This is a genomic window from Microbacterium sp. NPDC057741, from assembly GCF_042798735.1.
In the GTDB taxonomy this organism is placed as follows: domain Bacteria; phylum Actinomycetota; class Actinomycetes; order Actinomycetales; family Microbacteriaceae; genus Microbacterium.
On sequence record NZ_JBHVJW010000002.1, the window covers coordinates 213,236 to 232,072 of the forward strand.

The 18,837-nt window shown below is 68.9% G+C and carries 19 protein-coding genes and 1 tRNA gene; 9 read left to right on the forward strand and 11 right to left on the reverse strand.

Going from position 1 to position 18,837, the window contains the following annotated elements:
* Positions 1–31 precede the first annotated feature (31 nt).
* From ACFVDO_RS08035 to ACFVDO_RS08045, 3 genes are read left to right on the forward strand one after another with little or no spacing between them, the layout of a single operon-like run.
* Complete coding sequence (locus ACFVDO_RS08035; protein WP_378855071.1) at positions 32–571, forward strand: SRPBCC family protein; 540 nt, start codon at positions 32–34, stop codon at positions 569–571.
* 31 nt (positions 572–602) lie between these two features.
* Positions 603–1,007 carry an NUDIX domain-containing protein gene (locus ACFVDO_RS08040; protein ID WP_378855069.1) on the forward strand — a complete coding sequence of 135 codons (405 nt, stop codon included), beginning with the start codon at positions 603–605 and terminating at the stop codon, positions 1,005–1,007.
* Positions 1,004–1,789 (forward strand): aspartate dehydrogenase domain-containing protein, encoded by a 786-nt coding sequence (locus tag ACFVDO_RS08045; RefSeq protein WP_378855067.1) that lies wholly within the window; start codon positions 1,004–1,006, stop codon positions 1,787–1,789. The genes ACFVDO_RS08040 and ACFVDO_RS08045 overlap by 4 nt, the downstream gene beginning before the upstream one ends.
* A gap of 4 nt (positions 1,790–1,793) precedes the next feature.
* Here ACFVDO_RS08045 and ACFVDO_RS08050 read toward each other — a convergent pair whose 3' ends face one another.
* Positions 1,794–2,696, reverse strand: a complete 903-nt coding sequence (locus tag ACFVDO_RS08050; protein ID WP_378886851.1) for a MerR family transcriptional regulator — start codon at positions 2,694–2,696, stop codon at positions 1,794–1,796.
* A 208-nt stretch (positions 2,697–2,904) separates the two neighbouring features.
* Here ACFVDO_RS08050 and ACFVDO_RS08055 point away from each other — a divergent pair, with 208 nt between their 5' ends.
* Positions 2,905–4,548 (forward strand): hypothetical protein, encoded by a 1,644-nt coding sequence (locus tag ACFVDO_RS08055; RefSeq protein WP_378855063.1) that lies wholly within the window; start codon positions 2,905–2,907, stop codon positions 4,546–4,548.
* Between the two features lie 68 nt (positions 4,549–4,616).
* On the opposite strand, the gene ppsA is transcribed toward ACFVDO_RS08055, so the two are convergent.
* Both ppsA and ACFVDO_RS08065 read right to left on the reverse strand, forming a co-directional pair.
* The gene (gene ppsA / locus ACFVDO_RS08060) at positions 4,617–7,001 is read right to left on the reverse strand and encodes a phosphoenolpyruvate synthase (protein WP_378855061.1); all 2,385 of its coding nucleotides are present in this window, start codon (positions 6,999–7,001) and stop codon (positions 4,617–4,619) included.
* Positions 7,002–7,028: 27 nt separating this feature from the next.
* On the reverse strand, positions 7,029–7,865 hold the full coding sequence (locus tag ACFVDO_RS08065) for a pyruvate, water dikinase regulatory protein (protein ID WP_378855059.1): 837 nt from the start codon (positions 7,863–7,865) through the stop codon (positions 7,029–7,031).
* Between the two features lie 136 nt (positions 7,866–8,001).
* Between ACFVDO_RS08065 and ACFVDO_RS08070 the strand changes: the two genes are divergently transcribed.
* The gene (locus ACFVDO_RS08070; RefSeq protein ID WP_378855057.1) at positions 8,002–8,685 is read left to right on the forward strand and encodes a VIT1/CCC1 transporter family protein; all 684 of its coding nucleotides are present in this window, start codon (positions 8,002–8,004) and stop codon (positions 8,683–8,685) included.
* A gap of 67 nt (positions 8,686–8,752) precedes the next feature.
* Positions 8,753–9,589 (forward strand): oxidoreductase, encoded by an 837-nt coding sequence (locus ACFVDO_RS08075; protein WP_378855055.1) that lies wholly within the window; start codon positions 8,753–8,755, stop codon positions 9,587–9,589.
* Here the strand turns inward: ACFVDO_RS08075 and ACFVDO_RS08080 are convergent.
* Together ACFVDO_RS08080 and ACFVDO_RS08085 are read right to left on the reverse strand one after the other, a co-directional pair.
* Positions 9,579–9,917 carry a hypothetical protein gene (locus ACFVDO_RS08080; RefSeq protein ID WP_378855053.1) on the reverse strand — a complete coding sequence of 113 codons (339 nt, stop codon included), beginning with the start codon at positions 9,915–9,917 and terminating at the stop codon, positions 9,579–9,581. The genes ACFVDO_RS08075 and ACFVDO_RS08080 overlap by 11 nt on opposite strands.
* Positions 9,918–9,996: 79 nt before the next feature.
* Positions 9,997–10,590 (reverse strand): TetR/AcrR family transcriptional regulator, encoded by a 594-nt coding sequence (locus ACFVDO_RS08085; RefSeq protein WP_378855051.1) that lies wholly within the window; start codon positions 10,588–10,590, stop codon positions 9,997–9,999.
* 115 nt (positions 10,591–10,705) lie between these two features.
* Between ACFVDO_RS08085 and ACFVDO_RS08090 the strand changes: the two genes are divergently transcribed.
* Positions 10,706–11,284: a hypothetical protein gene (locus ACFVDO_RS08090; RefSeq protein ID WP_378855049.1), complete on the forward strand. Its 579-nt coding sequence runs from the start codon at positions 10,706–10,708 to the stop codon at positions 11,282–11,284.
* 492 nt (positions 11,285–11,776) lie between these two features.
* Here the strand turns inward: ACFVDO_RS08090 and ACFVDO_RS08095 are convergent, their stop codons facing one another.
* From ACFVDO_RS08095 to ACFVDO_RS08110, 4 genes are read right to left on the reverse strand one after another with little or no spacing between them, the layout of a single operon-like run.
* Positions 11,777–12,967: an ABC transporter permease gene (locus ACFVDO_RS08095; protein ID WP_378855047.1), complete on the reverse strand. Its 1,191-nt coding sequence runs from the start codon at positions 12,965–12,967 to the stop codon at positions 11,777–11,779.
* Entirely contained in the window at positions 12,967–13,665 is a 699-nt protein-coding gene (locus ACFVDO_RS08100) for an ABC transporter ATP-binding protein (protein WP_378855045.1), read from the reverse strand. Before ACFVDO_RS08100 ends, ACFVDO_RS08095 begins: the two co-directional genes overlap by 1 nt.
* Positions 13,662–14,807, reverse strand: a complete 1,146-nt coding sequence (locus ACFVDO_RS08105) for a peptidoglycan-binding protein (protein WP_378855043.1) — start codon at positions 14,805–14,807, stop codon at positions 13,662–13,664. Before ACFVDO_RS08105 ends, ACFVDO_RS08100 begins: the two co-directional genes overlap by 4 nt.
* Positions 14,807–15,352: a hypothetical protein gene (locus ACFVDO_RS08110; protein ID WP_378855041.1), complete on the reverse strand. Its 546-nt coding sequence runs from the start codon at positions 15,350–15,352 to the stop codon at positions 14,807–14,809. Before ACFVDO_RS08110 ends, ACFVDO_RS08105 begins: the two co-directional genes overlap by 1 nt.
* A 141-nt stretch (positions 15,353–15,493) precedes the next feature.
* Between ACFVDO_RS08110 and ACFVDO_RS08115 the strand changes: the two genes are divergently transcribed.
* On the forward strand, positions 15,494–16,153 hold the full coding sequence (locus ACFVDO_RS08115) for a response regulator transcription factor (RefSeq protein ID WP_378855039.1): 660 nt from the start codon (positions 15,494–15,496) through the stop codon (positions 16,151–16,153).
* Positions 16,137–17,345 (forward strand): sensor histidine kinase, encoded by a 1,209-nt coding sequence (locus ACFVDO_RS08120; protein ID WP_378855037.1) that lies wholly within the window; start codon positions 16,137–16,139, stop codon positions 17,343–17,345. The genes ACFVDO_RS08115 and ACFVDO_RS08120 overlap by 17 nt, the downstream gene beginning before the upstream one ends.
* A 51-nt stretch (positions 17,346–17,396) precedes the next feature.
* On the opposite strand, the gene ACFVDO_RS08125 is transcribed toward ACFVDO_RS08120, so the two are convergent.
* Both ACFVDO_RS08125 and ACFVDO_RS08130 read right to left on the reverse strand, forming a co-directional pair.
* On the reverse strand, positions 17,397–18,398 hold the full coding sequence (locus ACFVDO_RS08125) for an agmatine deiminase family protein (protein WP_378855035.1): 1,002 nt from the start codon (positions 18,396–18,398) through the stop codon (positions 17,397–17,399).
* Between the two features lie 228 nt (positions 18,399–18,626).
* Positions 18,627–18,700 (reverse strand) — tRNA-Gly (locus ACFVDO_RS08130).
* Between the last annotated feature and the right edge of the window lie 137 nt (positions 18,701–18,837).

Genomic DNA, 18,837 nt, shown 5'->3' on the forward strand with positions numbered 1-18,837 from the left:
GACGGCGTGCGGGGGAGTACGGTCGGAGCGCATGGGCGCGACGTACCACTTCGTGACCACGTTCCGCGTGGCAGGCGATCCGGTCCGCGTCTGGGACGTGCTCAGCGATGTCGCCGAGTGGGCACGCTGGTGGCCGGAGCTCGAGCGCGTCGAGATCGTCGCCGGTCCGGACGGTGCCGCGGAGGTCGGGTCGGTGCATCGGCACACGATCCGCACGTCGCTCGGCTACCGGCTGACCTACGAGATCGAGATCACGGCGCTCGACCGGATGCGATCCGTGGATGCCGCGGTGCGCGGCGACCTCGCCGGCCGCGGCCGGGCTGCCGTCGGCGCGGCATCCGACGAGGAGGCGGGCATCTGGTTCGCGTGGCTCGTCGAGACGACGAAACCGTGGATGCGCCGGCTGTCGCCGGTCGCCCGTCCGGTGTTCACCTGGGCGCACCACCGGTTGATGGCGGACTTCGGGTCCGGTTTCGCGGCGGCGGCCGGCGCACGGATCCTCGCGGTGGAGCACCTGGAGATCCGCCCGGGGGAGCGTGGGTTCCTGGTCATGCCGGAGGTTCCGGCATGACTCAGAAGGCGGATCGGGATAGTCTCCGGCCATGACGTCCAGAACGGCGATCGCGGCAGCGGCGCTGGTGCGCGACGGGCGGATGCTGCTGGTGCGCCGGCATCCGCGGCGCGAAGCCCACCCCGATCGCTGGGCGCTTCCCGGCGGGCACGTCGAACCCGGCGAGCGGCCCGACGAGGCCGTCGTGCGCGAGTGCCTCGAGGAGCTCGGCGTGCGCATCCGCGATCCGAGACCCATTCCGATGACCGTCGACCATCCTGGCCTCGACATGTTCGCCTTCCTCGCCACGGCCTGGGACGGCGAGCCCGCGAACACGGAGCCGGACGAGCACGACGACCTGCGGTGGTTCCAGCCCGATGAGCTCGCGGGGCTGCGCCTGGCGCATCCGGAGTCGCTCGCCGACCTCGTCGCGGCCGTCGAGACGGCAGAGGGATGACGATGCTGCGGGTCGGGTTCCTCGGCGCCGGACACATCAACGGTGTGCTCCGCACCGCGGTCGAGCGGACGCGCCCCTATCGGGTGGTCGGCACCTTCGGCCGCGAGGACGTGCTGCCCGGGTCGGCCGACGTCGACGTGATCGTGGAAGCCGCGACGCAGCAGGCGGTGCGCGAGCGCGTGCCAGGGCTGCTCGCGGGCGGAACCGACGTGATCCTGCTCTCGGTCGGGGCGCTCGCCGATCCCGCGCTGCGCGCGGCGGTGCTCGACCGGCCGTCCGCGGCGCGGGGCAGGCTCATCGTTTGCACCGGCGCGATCGGTGGGCTCGATCAGGTCAGGGCGCTGCGCGCGGCCGGTCCGCTGCGGACCGTCTCGATCGAGAGCCGCAAAAGGCCGGCGACGCTCGTCCAGCCCTGGATGCCCGAAGAGCTGCAGGCCGCGCTGCGCGCCAGTGACACCGAGATCGTGCTCGCCGACGGGCTCGCCGGCGAGGTGGCGCAGAGGTTTCCGGCATCCGCCAACGTCGCCGCCGCACTCGCGCTCGCCGCGGATGCCTGGGACTTCGCCACCGCACGGATCGTCGCCGACCCTGCGGCCGATCCGACCCGGCATGAGATCCACGCCGCCGGCGATCTCGGCGAGGTGCGCGCGGTCGTCGAGAACGCACCGTCGACGGAGCGTCCGCGGTCCAGCGCCGTGGTCGCCTGGGCCGCGCTGCGCGCGCTGGACGACTACGCCCGGCTGCGCGGATTCCCCGCCGTCCCCGGTGCGGCGTTCCTCTGAGGCTCTACTGCCAGATCGCGGCGTCGGGGTCGATGTCGTGCTTCCGTGCCGATGCGTCGATGATCTGCCGGAACCAGCGCGAGAGGCCCTCGCCGAAACCGTCGTAGTGCGCAGCGAATCCGGCATCCTGCTCGAACATCCGCCCCAGGCAGACCTGCATCTCGCGGGTGAGCGGGAAGAAGTTCGAGAACGTCTCGCGGTGCCGGTCGACCAGGGCGTCGGCCTCATCGCTGCCGGGCTGCACGCCGCGGGCGAGCGCATCGCCGAGGTCGAGCTGCAGCCTCGACATCGCTGCCGAGAGCTCCTGCCACTCGGCACGCGTGCGGGTGGCGGCCCGCTCGGCGAACTGCGCCCATTGCACCGTGCCGCCCCACTGCGCCTGCGCGATCCGCGCAGCATCCGGATCCCAGTCCTCGCCGATGATCTCGCGCTGCTCGTCGGCCGAGAGCGGGATGCCCCGCTCGTGGGCGGCCGCCATCGCCGCCAGCCGGTCATCCAGTCGCAGCAGCTCCTCGACGCGCTCGGCCAGCTGGGCGCGCTGCTCGCGCAGCGTCGCGGTGATCTCGGTGGTGGCGTCGTCGAGCACTGCGCGGATGGCGTCCAGCCCGAGGCCGATCTCTCGGTAAGCGACGACCCGTCGCACCCGATCGGCGTCGGCGCCGGTGTACAGCCGATAGCCCGCGGCCGAGCGTCCCGACGGCGATGCAAGGCCGATCTCGTCCCAGTGGTGCAGTGTGCGCACGGTGATGCCGAGCTCGCGCGCGAGTTCGCCGACGGTCTGCTCGGCGGAGTGCGGCTCAGTCATGTGCCTCATTGTCGCTCGCCTCTCCGCTGTCCCGGGGGTGATGACCTCGGAGCCCGCGGCGGGCAGCGGTCCGAACTCGAGGGTGTTGAAGAAATCGCTCATGCCCATCAGCGTGCTGCCTCACGCCGCGTGAGGGTCAAGCGCACGGCAGGCGAGCGTTGACGCTCCGTGATGTGAGCGCTAACATCGCAGGACGACGGATTCTGATTCTTACTGCTTCAATTCGTCAGATTCATGCACAACGGAGTGACCGACTCGGTCTGGGGACGTGGCTGGAACGCTCTCGGAACAGTTCAAGGAGCCGGAACACATGAAGCACACCGTGAGAGCCGGGGGTCTGCTCGTCGGAGCGGCTGTCGTCGTCGGACTCGTCGTCGCCCCGGGCGCCGCGCAGGCGGAAGGGACCGACGTGCACTACGTCGATGCCGCAGCGGGAGACGACAGCAACAGCGGCACGTCGCCCGGAGCGGCCTGGGCGTCACTCGACCGGGTCAATCAGGAGACCTTCGCACCCGGCGATGAGATCCTGTTCCGCTCCGGGGAGACGTGGACAGGAGCGCTGTCGCCCAAGGGGTCCGGAAGGGCGGGATCGCCGATCGTCGTCGGCAGCTACGGCACCGGCGAGAAGCCGCTCCTCCAGGGTGAGGGGCGAGTCGAGAGCGTCGTGCACCTGTACAACCAGCAGTACTGGGACATCGGCGGTCTCGAGATCACCAATCACGGTGCCGCGCCGGCGACGACTCCCCGGCGTGGTGTGCACGTGGAGGGTGAGGACGTCGGCGTCGGAGCGCGGACGGATCTCGCGAAGGTCTCGACGCTGTCCGGCATCCGCCTGCACGACCTCTACATTCACGACGTGAACGGCGAGGACAAGAAGGACGGCGGCGGCAGCGCCGGCATCCAGGTCAGCGTGAAGATCGCCGGGCTCGACGACCAGAACCACCCGGCGCCGGATGCCGCGCACCAGCGCACCCGCTTCGACAAGGTCACGATCGAGGACAACGTCATCGAGAACGTGTCCCGTTCGGGCATCATCACCTGGAGCGACTGGAAGAACCGCCCGGAGCTCGGCGACGGCATCGGGTACGGCGAGAGCGCGCTCACGCCGTTCACCCCGTTCACGAACGTCGTGATCCGCGGCAACGAGCTCGCGCACATCGGCGGCGACGGCATCGTGCCGCACATGACGAAGGACGCGCTCGTCGAGCGCAACACCCTCGCGGGATTCAACGAGACCTCGACGGGCTACAACGTCGGCATGTGGACCTGGGACGGCGACGGCACGCTCTACCAGCGGAACGAGGTCTCCGGCGGCCACTCCACGCGCGACGGCAACGCCTTCGACTTCGACCACGCCTCGCGGGGCATCGTCTACCAGTACAACTTCAGCCACGACAACGACGGCGGCGCGCTGCTGCTCTGCGCCGACGGCAGGGCGGGCGGCGTCTACGACGGAACCTTCCGGTACAACGTCAGCCAGAACGACCGGTACAAGCTGTTCACGATCTGCGGCGGGGCGAACCTCTACAACATGAAGATTCACAACAACGTCTTCTCCGTCGCGCCCGGGATGAGCACAGGCATCCTCGACGCGCAGGGCGGTCGCAACGACGTGACGCTGAGCAACAACATCTTCTACAACCTCGGAACCGGCGGATACACCGCGAAGCCAGGGTGGACCTACGACAGCAACGTCTACTACGGCCCCGACGCGCCCTCGTCGTCGGTGATCCCGGATGCCCGCGCCCTGACGTCCGACCCGATGCTCGTCGCACCGGGCACGGCGACCGGCGTCGACGACCTCGACGGCTACAGGCTGCTGAAGCGGTCACCCGCTCTGCGCAGCGGAGCGAAGATCAGCGGCGGTGAGCGCGACCCGTGGGGCGTGGTGATGCCCGGCGGCATGCCCAACCGTGGCGTGTACGCCGGACCGGGTGAGGCCGCCCGCGGCTGAGCCGCGGGACGACGACTTCCTCCTGCCGGGTGATGCCACAAGGCTCCCCGGCAGGAGGATGCCAGCCCTCAGGCTCCTGCGGGCTCCAGCTTCGCCAACCGCAGCCAGGTCTCCACGACCGTGTCCGGGTTCAGCGACACCGACTCGATGCCCTGGCCGACCAGCCACTCCGCGAGCTCGGGGTGGTCGCTCGGGCCCTGACCGCAGATGCCGACGTACTTGCCGTGGCGGCGGCACGCCTCGATGGCCATCGACAGCAGCTTGAGCACGGCGGGGTCGCGCTCGTCGAAGGTGTCGGCGACGAGTGCGCTGTCCCGGTCGAGGCCGAGCGTCAGCTGGGTCATGTCGTTCGAGCCGATCGAGAAGCCGTCGAAGTGCTCGAGGTACTCGTCGGCGAGCAGCGCGTTGGTGGGCACCTCGCACATCATCACGACCCTCAGGCCGTTCTCCCCGCGGCGCAGCCCGTTCTCGGCGAGCAGCTCGACGACCGCCTGCCCCTCGGCGACCGTGCGCACGAACGGCACCATCACCTGCACGTTGGTCAGCCCCATCTCGTCACGAACGAACTTCAGCGCCTCGCACTCCATCTCGAAACACTCGCGGAAGTCGGGCGAGACGTACCGTGACGCACCGCGGTACCCGATCATCGGGTTCTCCTCGTGCGGCTCGTAGCGCTCGCCGCCGAGCAGGTTGGCGTACTCGTTCGACTTGAAGTCGCTCATCCGCACGATCACCGGTTCCGGCGCGAAGGCGGCGGCGAGCATCGACACGCCCTCGACCACGCGCTGCACGAAGTAGTCCCGCGGCGACGGGTACGCGGCGATCCGGGCGTCCACCTGGCGCCTCAGGTCGTCGGGCAGGGTGTCGCGCTCGAGCAGCGCGCGCGGGTGGATGCCGATCTGGCGGTTGATGATGAACTCCAGCCGCGCGAGGCCCACGCCGCGGTTCGGCAGGCGTGAGAACGAGAACGCCTGGTCGGGCGTGCCGACGTTCATCATGATCTTCACCGGCGATTCCGGCATCCGATCAAGCTCTGTCTCCTCCTCGCCGAAGGCGAGGATGCCCTCGTAGACGAAGCCGGTGTCGCCCTCGGCGCAGGAGACGGTGACCGGCTGGCCGTCGCTCAGCGCGCGCGTCGCGTCGCCGGTGCCGACGACGGCGGGGATGCCGAGTTCGCGGGCGATGATCGCGGCGTGGCAGGTGCGGCCGCCGCGGTTCGTGACGATGGCGGATGCCCGCTTCATGATCGGCTCCCAGTCGGGGTCGGTCATGTCCGCGACGAGGACGTCGCCGGTCTGGAATTCGCTCATCTGCGTGGCATCCCGCAGGATGCGCACCGGGCCGGCGCCGATGCGCTGTCCGATCGCGCGGCCCTCGGCCGCGACCGGGCCCCTCTCCTGCAGGCGGAACCGGTGGATGACGTTGGCGGACGCCCGCGACACGACGGTCTCGGGGCGGGCCTGCAGGATGTACAGCTGGCCGTCCACGCCGTCCTTGCCCCACTCGATGTCCATCGGACGGCCGTAGTGCTCCTCGATGATCAGCGCGTGCTGCGCGAGCTCGGTGAGCTCGGCATCCGTGATCGAGAACAGCACACGCTGATCGGCCGGCACATCGACGAAGGCCGTGCTCGCGCCCGCCTCCTTGGACGCGGTGTAGCGCATGGCGATGGCCTTCTCGCCGACCGCGCGCTTGAGGATCGCGGGGCGTCCGGCGCGCAGCGCGGGCTTCGAGACGTAGAACTCGTCCGGGTTCACGGCGCCCTGCACCACGGCCTCGCCGAGTCCGTAGGAGCTGGTCACGAACACGGCCTGGTCAAAGCCCGACTCGGTGTCGATGGTGAACATGACGCCGGAGGCCCCGACGTCGGAGCGCACCATGCGCTGTACGCCGGCAGAGAGGGCGACCTCGTCGTGCTCGAAGTCCTGGTGCACGCGGTAGGCGATCGCGCGGTCGTTGTAGAGCGAGGCGTAGACGCTGCGGATGGCGGCGATGATGTTGTCGATGCCGCCGACGTTGAGGAACGTCTCCTGCTGGCCGGCGAACGAGGCGTCCGGCAGGTCCTCCGCCGTGGCCGAGGAGCGCACCGCCCAGGTGACGGTGTCGGGCTCGGCATCCGTCGCCACAAGGCGGTCGTAGGCGGTGCGGATGTCGGACTCGAGGTCGGCCGGCAGCGGGTGCTCGGCGATCCAGGTGCGGATCTCGGTGCCGACCAGCGCGAGACGGGTGACGTCCTCGACATCGAGTCCGGCGATCGCGTCGCGGATGCGGCCGCGCAGGTCGCCGTGCTCGAGGAAGCGGCGGTACGCGTCGGCGGTGGTGGCGAAGCCGCCGGGAACGCGGACGCCGAGTTCGGAGAGATTCGAGATCATCTCGCCGAGGGAGGCGTTCTTGCCGCCCACCTGGGGCAGGTCGGTCATGCCGATCTCATCGAACCAGAGGATGTTGGTCATGAGGTGCTCTTTCGTCTGAAGGGGTGGTCAGCGGCGGAGGCCGAGGGTCTGCAGGATGACGGCGGACATCTCCTCGACGCTCTTCGTCGAGGAGTTCAGGAAGGGGATGCTGTTGCGGGCGTAGAGCTTCTCGGCACGGCGCAGCTCGGTGGTGCACTGCGCGAGGCTGGAGTACCGGGAGTCGGGACGGCGCTCGTGGCGCACCTGGCTGAGGCGCAGCGGAGTGGTCGTGAGGCCGAAGCAGCGCGCGGAGTACTTCGCGATCAGCGGTGGGAGGTCCTCGGTGGGGAAGTCGTCGTCGGTGAGCGGGTAGTTGGCGACGAGCAGACCGTACTGCAGGGCCAGGTACATGGTCGTCGGGGTCTTGCCGCAGCGGCTCGGGGCGACGATGATCACGTCGGCCAGATCGAGGGCGCGGGCGCTCTGCCCGTCGTCGTGCTCGATGGCGTACTCGACCGCGCGCATGCGGGCGAAGTACTCGGTGGTGTCGCCCAGCATGTGGAACTGGCCGAGCTGCTCGGATGCGGTGGTGCCGAGAGCCTGCTCGAGCTCGCCGAGGTGCCCGCTGAGCAGGTCGATGTGCGTGGCCGGGACGGCGGTGACCACCGCGCGGACTCCGGCGTTCTTCGCCGTGGTGAACACGATCGGCTCGAGCCCTGACGCGTCGTCGGTCGCGATCTGCCTGGCGACGTTGGTCGCGGCATCCACCGTGTCGACGAACGGGATCGTGTGCTTGCGGAACACGAACCCGGGGAAGTTCGCCAGCAGGGCGTTGCCGAGGGTCTCGGCGGTGATGCCCGTGCTGTCGGAGACGAAGTACGCCGAGCGCACCGGGTGGGTGGGCGCGGCAGCGGTGGCGGCCATGCCACGACTCTAGGTGGCAGAGAACGCGAACTTTCACCACAGGAAGGGTTCAAGATTCCGGGAATTTAACCGAAACGCAAAGCCTGTCGAAGACGGCGTCCGATTGGCAGGATGGCGGGTGGGAGGAGGTGCCGGCATGGCCGCATCCTGGTGGCGGCGGGTGCAGAGCTCGGTGCGCGACGCGTCGTGGGCGAACGACGCGAACGACGGCATCATCTCGACGGCGGGACTCCTGCAGGGTTTTGCGGGGGCGGGTGCCGGCGATCGGCTGCTGCTCTTCGCGGCGGTGGCCACGCTGATCGCCGGCGGTCTGAGCGCCGGTGGGGCCAAGTGGGCAGAGACCGCCTCGGAGCGCGAGGAGGAGCAGCGGATCGCCGCGGAGGAGCGGCGCCAGGTGGAGAGGGATCCGCGGCGCGAGCGCGCGGTGCTCGCCGCGCACTGGGAGGAGCAGGGGCTGTCGCACGAACTCGCCGAACAGGTCGCCGATCAGCTGAGCGCGCACGACGCCGTCGGCGCGCAGCTGGACGCCGAGCACGGGATTGAGGAGCTGATGCCCCGTGCGGCGCCGCTGCTCGCGGGGCTGAAGACGATGATCGCGTTCATGATCGGGTCGGCGATCCCGCTCACGATCACGTTCGTCGCGCCGGTGGCCATCGAGGAGGCCGCGATCATCACGGCGGTGGTCCTGTCCTTGGTGCTGACGTCGCTGGTCGCCGCAGGCGTCGGCCGACTCTCGGCACGAAGGATGTTGGCGCGCTCGCTCGTCGTGGGCCTCGGCACGATGGGCGTGAGCTACCTCGCTGGTCTCGCCTTCTTCTAGGCGGGCGGACGTACGGTGGAGTGCACGCCCGATGGAACCGGGGTGGGCTCAGAACGGAGAGAACGACATGTCGTCGAAGGTCGCACTGGTCACCGGTGCTTCGTCAGGTATCGGGGAGGCGGCGGCGCGGAGTCTGCGCGAGGTCGGGTTCACGGTGTACGCGGCCGCGCGGCGCGTCGATCGCATGTCCGAGCTGCAGGCCACGGGGGTCCGTACGATCGCGCTCGACGTCACCGACGACGCATCCGCCAGGGCCGCCGTGGAGAAGATCATCGCTGAGCAGGGCCGGATTGACGTGCTCGTGAACAACGCCGGATACGGGTCCTACGGCGCGCTGGAGGACGTGCCGCTGACCGAGGCGCAGGCGCAGCTCGACGTGAACGTGCTCGGGCTCGCGCGCATGGCGCAACTGGTGCTGCCGCAGATGCGCGCGCAGCGCAGCGGGACGATCATGAACGTCAGCTCGATGGGCGGGAACTTCACCACTCCGCTCGGATCCTGGTACCACGCCAGCAAGTACGCCGTGGAGGCCATCAGCGACGCGATGCGCATGGAACTCGCGCCGTTCGGCATCGACGTCGTGGTGATCCAGCCCGGGTCGATCCGCACTGAATGGGGCGCGATCGCGGCCGAGAAGGTGCTCGAGACGTCGGGCGGCGGGGCGTACCGGAGTCAGGCCGAGGCGGTCGCGAAGACGCTCGGAAGCAGCTCGCTCCCGAACGCGCGGATGACCTCGTCACCCGATGTCGTGGCGAGGGCAATCGTCAAGGCCGCCACCGCGCGGCGCCCGAGGACGCGGTACCGGATCGGTTTCGGGGCGAAGCCGCTCGTGTTCGCAAAGCGGATTCTGCCCGACCGCGCCTTCGACCGGCTCATCAAGCGAGGGACGGGCGTCAAGAGCTGACGTCGGATGCGGATGACGCGGCGGCCCGGGGAGCGATGACCCTCTCGTAGAGAAGCGCCCACGCGGCGAAGACCGCGCAGCCGAGCGCGAACGGCGCGAGAATCCGCCGGGGTGACCGCCTGGCGACAGCCACCAGCGCCGACGCGGCGGTGAGGTTCATCGCACCCCAGCAGAGATTCGCAGCCGGTCCGGAGTCGGGGCCGGCGAGCGGGGTCAGCAGATGGCCCATCCTCGCGGCGGTCACCAGATGAGGCGTGCTGTTGGCGGCGAGGACTCCGCCCGCGAAGGCGGCCCAGCGGCGATCGGTCGTTCCTCTGCTTCGACGCATGGTGCCAGTATCGTCTCCGATCACGCCCTGCGCGTCCCCCTGGGGGCGGATACTCGAGTGGGAGTGGGCTCTCGTCGTGTCAGGTGCTCGCGGCCGTGATCACCGAGTCGAAGGCGCCGGAGAGCGAGGCCGTGACGGAGTCCGGTTCGCCGAGATAGCCGTTCACCATCGCCCCGTCGCGCAGGATCATGAGCTGACGCGCGGTGGTCTCTGCGTCGGGCGCCTCGGCCTCGGCCGCGATGGCGGCGAATTCGTCCAGCATCCACTGCCGGTGCTCGGCGACGACGGCGCGCACGGGATCGGCCGGATCGGAGAACTCCGCGGCGGCGTTGATGAACGCGCAGCCTCGGAATCCGGGACTGCAGCTCGCCGTGCCGATTCCCGTGGCGATCGCGCGCAGCGTGCCTGCTGCGTCGCCGGGGCTGTGCAGTGACTCGAACCACGCACGCTCTGCCGCGGCCTGCTGCTGCAGGTATGCGACGACGAGGTCGCTCTTCGTGGGGAAGTGGCGGTAGAAGGTGACCTTCGTGATGCCGACCTGCGCGATGATGTGGTCCGCGCTCGTGGCGCGGATCCCTTCCGCATAGAACAACTCGTTCGCCGCGCGAAGGATGCGTTCGCGCGTCGCGGGACCCGACCTGCTTCGGCCGGCCGTGGGGGCTTGCTGCTGCACTAGATCTCCTGAATCCGTCGCCGCTGCTTGCGCAGGTGTACCAAGTAGTCTACCTTGCGTAAGTAGACGAACTAGTAACTCTACTTTCGCATCCCGTTCCAGAAGGAGAAATCCCATGTCCGCAACGCTGTCCGTCACCGACGCGTCGTCCTATGCGCGGTCGCTGCGCACTCTGTACCTCGTCAGAACCGTGTTCGCCCTCATCTGGGTGGGGGTCATGTTCGCGATGTTCGCGAAGGCGACGGAGCCGAGCGCTCTGCTGACCGCCCTGCTGGTCATCTACCCGCTCTTCGACGCGGGAGCCGTGCTGTGGCAGCTGCGAGCCGATCCCGACAAGCAGCGATCCAAGGCCGTCGAATGGGTCAACGTCGTGTTCAGCGTCGCCGTCGCGATCGCCCTCGGCATCGCCTCGCAGATCGCGATTCCCGCGGCGCTCGCGGTCTGGGGCGTGTGGGCGATCGTCGCCGGTGCGCCGCAGCTGATCGCCGCGATCCGCAACCGCGGCAACGGCGGCCAGGTCGCCCAGATGCTCTCCGGAGGCATCTCGGTGCTCGCCGGATCGGCCTTCCTCGTCCAAGGGGTCCAGGGCAGCGGCATGCTCTCCGGGGCATTCGGATACGCCGGCATCGGCGCGCTCTTCTTCCTGATCTCGGCCGTCGTGCTGAGCGTCAAGCTGAAGAAGCAGGGCGCTTGACCGGCGCAGCGACCGGCGCGGTCGACTACGACCCGATCGTCATCGGCGGGGGTCCGTCGGCGAGGATCGGATTCGGTCGTGAAGCCTCTGGTGTTCGCGAAGCGGGCCCTGCCGGATGGCGCCTTCGACGCGCTGATCACGTGGGGGACCGGGGCGAAGGTCCGACACGCGTGTAGCGCGGGGGCCCGTGGACGATGAGGCCGAGCGGCTGTTCGAGCGAACCAGACGTGGTTCGAGGCACCCTCGCAGGTGGCCGGGTACGAGGCAAGGCGCCGACACGGGCTGACGGAGCTCGACGACTCCAGGACGTCAGCAGGTCGCACCCGTCTCACGTGGAGGAGGAGTCGCCGAGCGCCTCGAGGTATTCGGTGAGGTCGAAGGACTGCGTGGGCGGCAGAGAGACCGCAGCGGGGTCGATCGGTCGGTCGACGACCACCCCCTTCCGAACCGAGCGTCTTAGTTGCCCCGTGCGGAGGGAATCGCGGGTCCCGCTCATGCGGACAGCGCCGTTGTCGGTGAGGTGCGGGATGCGCGCACTGCAGGCAGCACGCCTGCGGCGGCCCCGACGAGCACTGTCACGCCGACGCCTGCGGCCAGTACCTGAGGCGGTATGACCACGAGCCAGCCGTTGCCGCGAGCGACCACAGCGGTGATGAGCCAGCCGAGCACGGTTCCCGCGATGCCGCCGTAGGCGGCGAGCAGGACGGCCTCGATCAGGAACTGAGATCGAATGTGTCCGCGCGTCGCACCGAGCGAGCGGCGCATGCCGATCTCGCGGCGTCGTTCCAGGACGGAGATGACCATGGTGTTCGCCACTCCGATCCCTCCGACGAGCAGGGCGATCGAGCCGACGCCGACGAGAAGCCCGGTGAAGGCCTGGTCGAAGGTGTTCTTCGCGGCCAGTGCATCCGATGGGCGGCTGACCTTGACCTCGTTCGGTGACTCGGGGTTGATGGCTCCGGCGAGCAGGTCACGCACCTGGTCCACGCGTGCGTCATCCGAGCGCTCGTAGATCGTGGTCGGGGAGCCGTCGAAGCCGAAGAGCTCCTTGGAGATTCCGGCGCCGATGATCGCGGCGGAGTCGAGTTCGGGGGCCAGGGGTGATCGGTCGAGTATTCCGACCACGGTGAACGAGTTGCCACCGATCCAGACGCTGGAGCCGACGTCGCGGATGCCGAGCTTCTGTGCGGCCCGGAATCCGAGGACGGTGGCGGGGTAGCGCTGTGTCGCGTGGTTGAGCCATGAACCGCGGATGAGCGTGGAGTTCGTGCCCTTGAGGAGGGAGTCCTCGCCGACGACGACGGTGAGTCCGCCGGTCGCTCCGGGGTCGATCTCGGCGTTGCGATACACATTGACCTTGTCCATGGTCGCGATCCAGGTCGCGGTCTCGACGCCGTCGATGCGGCGGATCCGCTCCACAGCATCGGCGGGGAGCTTCGCGTCCTTTCCGAGGAAGTCGGTGCCCGCGGTGGCCGTGAGCATGTTGGTGCCGAGGGAGGCGAGCCGTTCGCGGACGAGGGCCTCGCTCGAGGTCGAGATCCCGATGACGGCGACCATCGCTGCGATGCCGATGGCGATTCCGAGGGCGGAGAGTGCCGCTCTGGTGGGGTGGGCCTTGAGCCCATGGCTGCCCAGCCCGAGGAGGTCGCCGAAACGGAGTCGTGATCGTCTTCTCGTCGTCATCATGCTGCCTCTCGTGTCTGGTCGGATTCGTCGCGTTCGATGTGCCCGTCCCGGATCGCGACGCGCCGGGGCAGCCGTGCGGCGAGTTCGACGTCGTGGGTGATGACGACGACGGTGGTTCCGGCGCGGTTGAGTTCGTGCAGGATCTCGACGACGGCTGCGCCGGAGCGGGTGTCGAGGCTGCCGGTGGGTTCGTCGGCGAGCAGCAGCGGCGGTTCGCCGACGACAGCCCGCGCGATCGCGACGCGCTGTCGTTCGCCGCCGGACATCTGCCGTGGACGGTGCTGGAGACGGTGCCCGAGCCCGACGCGTTCCAGAGCGGTGGCGGCGCGCCGCCGACGCTCCGCGGGCGGCACCCCGGTGTAGAGGAGACCGGTCGCGACGTTCTCGATAGCGCTGATGCCGTCGGAGAGGTGGAACTGCTGGAAGACGAAACCGATGGTGTGCGCACGCAGCGCCGAGAGGGCGGCGTCGTTCATCGCGGTCGTGTCCTCACCGGCGATGAGGATCTCCCCGGAGCTCGCCCGGTCGAGCGTGCCCATGAGGTTCAGCATCGTGGACTTGCCCGACCCGCTGGGGCCGACGATGGCGAGCATCTCGCCACGAGCGACGTGCAGGTCGACGCCGGCCAGTGCGACGGTGGGCGGGCTGCCGTAGGTTCTGGTGACCCCGCGCAGTTCGATGATCGGCTCGCTCACTGGCCCACCACCACCTTGTCGCCCTCCTCGAGGTCGCCGTCGGTGATCTGGACCATGCCGTCGGCGAAGACCCCGAGCGTGACCTCGACGACCTTGTTCTTCTTGCCCCGCTGGACTTCGACGGCGTTCGCGCCGCCGGGGCGGGCGAGCAGGGCGAGCACAGGAACCTGGAGGGCGTCTTCGGCCTTCACCCGGGTGATGATCACGTTCACGGTGACGTCGTCGAGACCGTCCGCGGCCTTGGGGTCATCCAGGACGATCGTCAGGGGCAGCTTGAGCTTCTTCTCACCGCTCGTCTGATCGTCCTGCTCGGTCGGAGTGCCGATGCTGGTGATCTTTCCCGTCGTCTCCTCACCGTTGGGCAGCACGATCCGGACGGTCGAGCCGACGGTCGCGACAGCGCGGAGGTCGGGGTCGACCTCCGCGGAGATCTGCTTGCTCGTACCGGTGACTCCGAGCACCGAGGCGCCGGCCGGGGCGCCGACGGCGGCCTTGTGGGCGGCTACGCGCACGTCAGCGGTCGAGAAGACGATGCGGCCCATCTCGATGCTGCCGGTCCGCTCGAGGCCGAGGGACTTCTGCCACTTCTTGATCGCATCGGCGGTGCTCCAGCCGAACTCCCGGTCTGGTTCCCTGCCGAAGAATCCGAGGCTCTTGAGGTTCTGTTCGAGCTGCAGCACGTCGACCCCGTCGGTCATGCCGCTCTGGAAGGACCGCCACATGGGCAGGCTTCCACGGAACAGGAGCACCGCCGTGTCGTCGACCCGGAAGAGCTGTCCGCCGGCGCCGATGACGCTGCCGATCTTCGGCAAGGAGGTGATGGTGCCGCCGAGGCTGGTGCCCAGATCGTGTGCCCCACCGAACCCCAGCTTGCCGCCGGCCCGCATCATCTCGGTGAGGTCGCCGCGTACGACGTCGGCGTAGTCCACGCTCACCTCCTTCTTGCCCTCCGCCGACGCGGCCGGCCAGGTGAGGTATCCGATCCCTGCAGCCACCCCGACCAGGGCGACCGCGGCCACCCCGATCAGCAGCGGCTTGCGGCGGGAACGGCGGGCCGTGAGCCCAGCCGTCCCGTCCGAGAGGGCTGCAGATTCGGTCGTCTCCACGATCGGATCGGCGGAATCCTGCGTCTCGCGCCGCATCAGTTCTCGCCTCCGCTCGCACCGGTCATCCCCATGCCGGCCTTCTTGCTGCACGCGTCGATGTCGGCGGGGTCCCAGTCCGCCGGCATGGCCTGGCCCATCGCGACCCCGCCATTGGGATCGATCTTGGGGTCGGGGTAGTCGTAGCCGGCATCGCGCATGCACTTCGCGAACGCCAGCATCTGCTCATTGAGCTCATCGTTCGAGGGGACGTTGGGGTCTGCGGGCGGCTCGCCGACCTTCTTGTAGCAGCCATCCGCCGCCTTGGTCATCGCCTCCGCGTCCGCTTGGGAATTGCTCTCGCCGGGCGTGGACATGTCGAAGCCCTTGTCCTTCATGCAGGCGTTGAACTTGTCGCTCCATTCCGCGTACGCTGCAGCCTCATCGCCGCTCTTGAGGTCCCCATTCGCACCGGTGCTGGATCCTGAACTCCCACGATCGTCGGAACCGGGCGAGGCGGAACAGCCGGCGAGGGCGACGGTCAATGCCACCGCCGCGAGGAGGGCGGCGGCGACACCATGGCGCTTGGTGCTGATGATGGTCATGTCTGGTCCTTTCTGTCGCCCCTGTTCGTGAGGCGACGGCCAGTTCACGCGACCAGCGGTTACGAGCCGGTAAAGACTGCACCTGACGTTTCCTTAACCTGCCGGATGCTTGAATGGCACACATCGAGACAGGAGGGGCGCATGCGAGTGCTTGTCGTCGAGGACGAGGCGTACCTCGCCGAGGCCATCCGCGCCGGCCTGGCGCTGGAGGCGATCGCCGCCGACGTGGTCGCCGATGGGGATGGCGCCCTCTTCGCCGCGGACGTGAATGAGTACGACGTGATCCTGCTCGACCGGGACATCCCGGGTACGCACGGTGACGACGTGTGCCGCATCCTCACCGCGCGCGACTCCCGTCCAGCGATCCTCATGCTCACCGCCGCCCGGCGCCTGCGGGACAAGGTTGACGGCTTCGAACTCGGGGCAGACGACTATCTCCCGAAGCCGTTCGAGTTCCCGGAACTGATCGCCCGGTTGCGTGCGCTGTCCCGCCGACGGTTCACCGCGCTGCCGCCGCAGTTGGAGCGGGCCGGGATCGCGCTCGACCCGTTCCGGCGCGAGGTCTCGCGGTCGGGGCGACACGTCGCGCTCAGCCGGAAGGAGTTCGCCGTGCTCGAGGTGCTCCTGCGTGCGGAGGGCGGGGTCGTCAGCGCGGAGACGCTGCTGGAGAAGGCCTGGGATGAGAATGCGAACCCGTTCACCAACACCGTGAAGGTCACCATCTCGACCCTGCGCCGCAAGCTCGGGGAGCCCTGGGTGATCCGAACCGTTCCGGGGGTCGGCTATGTCATCGACGAGTGAGAAGGCCTCGCCACCGAGGCTGCGCCTGCGGCGCTACCGGTTCACGGTCCGGACGCGCCTCGCGGTGACCTACGCGGCGCTGCTCACCGGTGCCGGTCTGATCATGCTCGCGATCGTCTTCGTGTTCCTGGGAATCCTGCCGACCTACCAGTTCGCCGCCCCTCTCACCCCCGCGCTCCCACCGGACTCCGGCGTCAGCAGCACCCCGAGCGCGCCCAGCACCGGATTCCCCGCTCAGACGACCGAGGCGCTGGTCGTCAGCTCCCTCAGCGACGTCCAGAAACTGCTGCTGGTGGTGTCCGCGGGAGTGCTCATCCTCCTCGCCGTGGGCGGAACCTGGGCGGGGTGGCTGGTGGCCGGGCACATGCTTCGGCCGCTGCAGGATGTCGGTGCGGCCGCGCGCAGAGCCGCCCGCGGAGACCTCGACCATCGGATCTCGCTCGACGGACCCCGGGACGAGATCACCGATCTGGCCGCGACCTTCGACGAGATGCTCGAAGAGCTGGAGCAGTCGTTCGACTCGTACCGGCGATTCGCGGCGAACGCGTCGCATGAGCTGCGCACGCCATTGGCCACCTCCCGAGCGATGCTGGATGTGGCGCTCGCCTCGGCCGGGGCGGCGGAACGAGACCTGCTGACCCGCCTGCGTGCGGTCAACGAGCGCAGCATCGAGACGGTCGAAGCGCTGCTCGACCTGTCCGAGATCGAGGCCACCGCCGCGCGGATGGATGACGTGGACCTGCAGGTCATCGTCGAAGACGCCCTGCGCGACGTGTCGCGCGAGGCGGAAACGGCGGATGTCGTGATCGATGCGGCGCTGACGACGGCGCCGATCCACGGCGATCCCGCCCTGCTGCGCCAGCTGGTGCTGAACCTGCTCCAGAACGGCATCCGCCACAACACCTCTGGCGGGCGCCTCCGGATCGCCACCGGCACGAACGATGATCGCTCGACGGAGCTCCGCGTCACCAATACCGGGGACGTCCTCTCGGAGGAGACCGTGCAACGGCTCAGCGAACCGTTCGTCCGCGGAGACGGGCGAACCAGCAGGGCATCGGCCGCCGGCCGCGGACTCGGACTGTCCATCGTCGCCGCGATCGTCGAACGGCACCGGGCGACCCTCCGGCTCCGGCCCCGAGACGGGGGAGGTCTCGAGGCGACGGTGACGTTCCCGGCGAGCGCACCCGGGTGACCTCCTGACCCGCCCGCGACGGAGGGAGGGCTATCCGCAGTCCTGCCGGGATCAGCTCTGCTCAGGCGTCCCCGGCAGGTCGTGGGTCGCGCAATGGATGCCGCCGCCTCCGGAGGCGATGGTGTCGATCCGCACGGGCACGATCTCCCGGTCGGGGAACTCGTCCTGCAGGATCCCCTGGGCCCGCTTGTCGGAGCGCCGGTCGCCGAACTCCGGGACGAAGACGGCCCCGTTGCCGATGTAGAAGTTCACGTACGACGCGAGGAAGTCGTCCCCCTTCCCGCGGATGCGGGAGAAATCGGGCTGAGGGAGTTCCGTGACCTCGATGGCCTTGCCGTCGGCGTCCACGGCGTCGTCCAGTACCGTGCGCGCCTGGTCGCTCGACTGCTTCCACACGTCGTCCGGCGCTCCGGGGCCGGGGACATCCAGCAGGACTCTGCCAGGGGAGACGAAGCGCACCAGCGAGTCGATGTGCGCGTCGGTGATGTCCTCGCCGTACACGCCGTCGAACCAGATCACCTCCGTCATCCCGAGCAGATCCATCAGGCGCCGCTCGATCTCGTCGCGAGACAGCCCGGGATTGCGGTTGTCGTTGACGATCGAACTCTCGGTGATCAGCAGCGTGCCACGACCGTCGGTCTCGATCGACCCGCCCTCGGCGATGAGATCGGCACGAAGTCGGGGGATCTCGAGCTCCTCGAGCAGGTTCGCAGCCACGTGGCCGTCGTTCGGGTGCTCCTGTTTGTCGCCCCAGCCATTGAAGTTGAAGTCCACGCCCTGGAGGCCCTTGGCGTGTTCCACGAAGACAGGCGCCGTGTCCCGAGCCCAGAGATCGTCCACTGGGATGGTGAGGACCTCCACACCCGAACCGACGGCTCGCTGCGCGGCGGCTTCATCGTCGGGAGACGTCATCAGGACGACGGGCTCGAACTGTGCGATCGTGCGCGCCAATCGGGCGATGTCATCCCGCACGTAGGGCAGATCCTCTCCCCAGATCAGCGCCGTCGGCCAGGACATGATCGTCAGCTCGTGGCTTTCCCACTCCGCTCCCAATCGGCGCGTCGAGCCCTGTTCACGATCGGCGGGTGTGCGATCGCCTGACGGACTCGCAGCGCACCCGGCTATACCGACGCTGAGCAGACCCATGCCGGACAAGGCCAGTAGGCTTCTGCGTGAGATCGACGACTGCCTCATGATCTGCCCCAGACTTCGGCCATCATCCAAGAATGGCCGACTGGCCGAGCGAGCGCATGGGGTCGCATCGTGCGGAGGAACTCACAGTGGAGGGGCTGACGGGAATCGAACCCGCGCTGTCTGCTTGGGAAGCAGAAGTTCTGCCATTGAACTACAGCCCCGAGATGGTGCCTGGCCAGCATAACAAACCTGAGTGCGGCATCCGTTCCGCCGAACGAGGCGCGGCTGCGCGGCGGGCGGCTTTGCGTCATGTCGTCATCCCGCCCGCCTGTTCGATTGACCGCGTCGTCGTCGCACT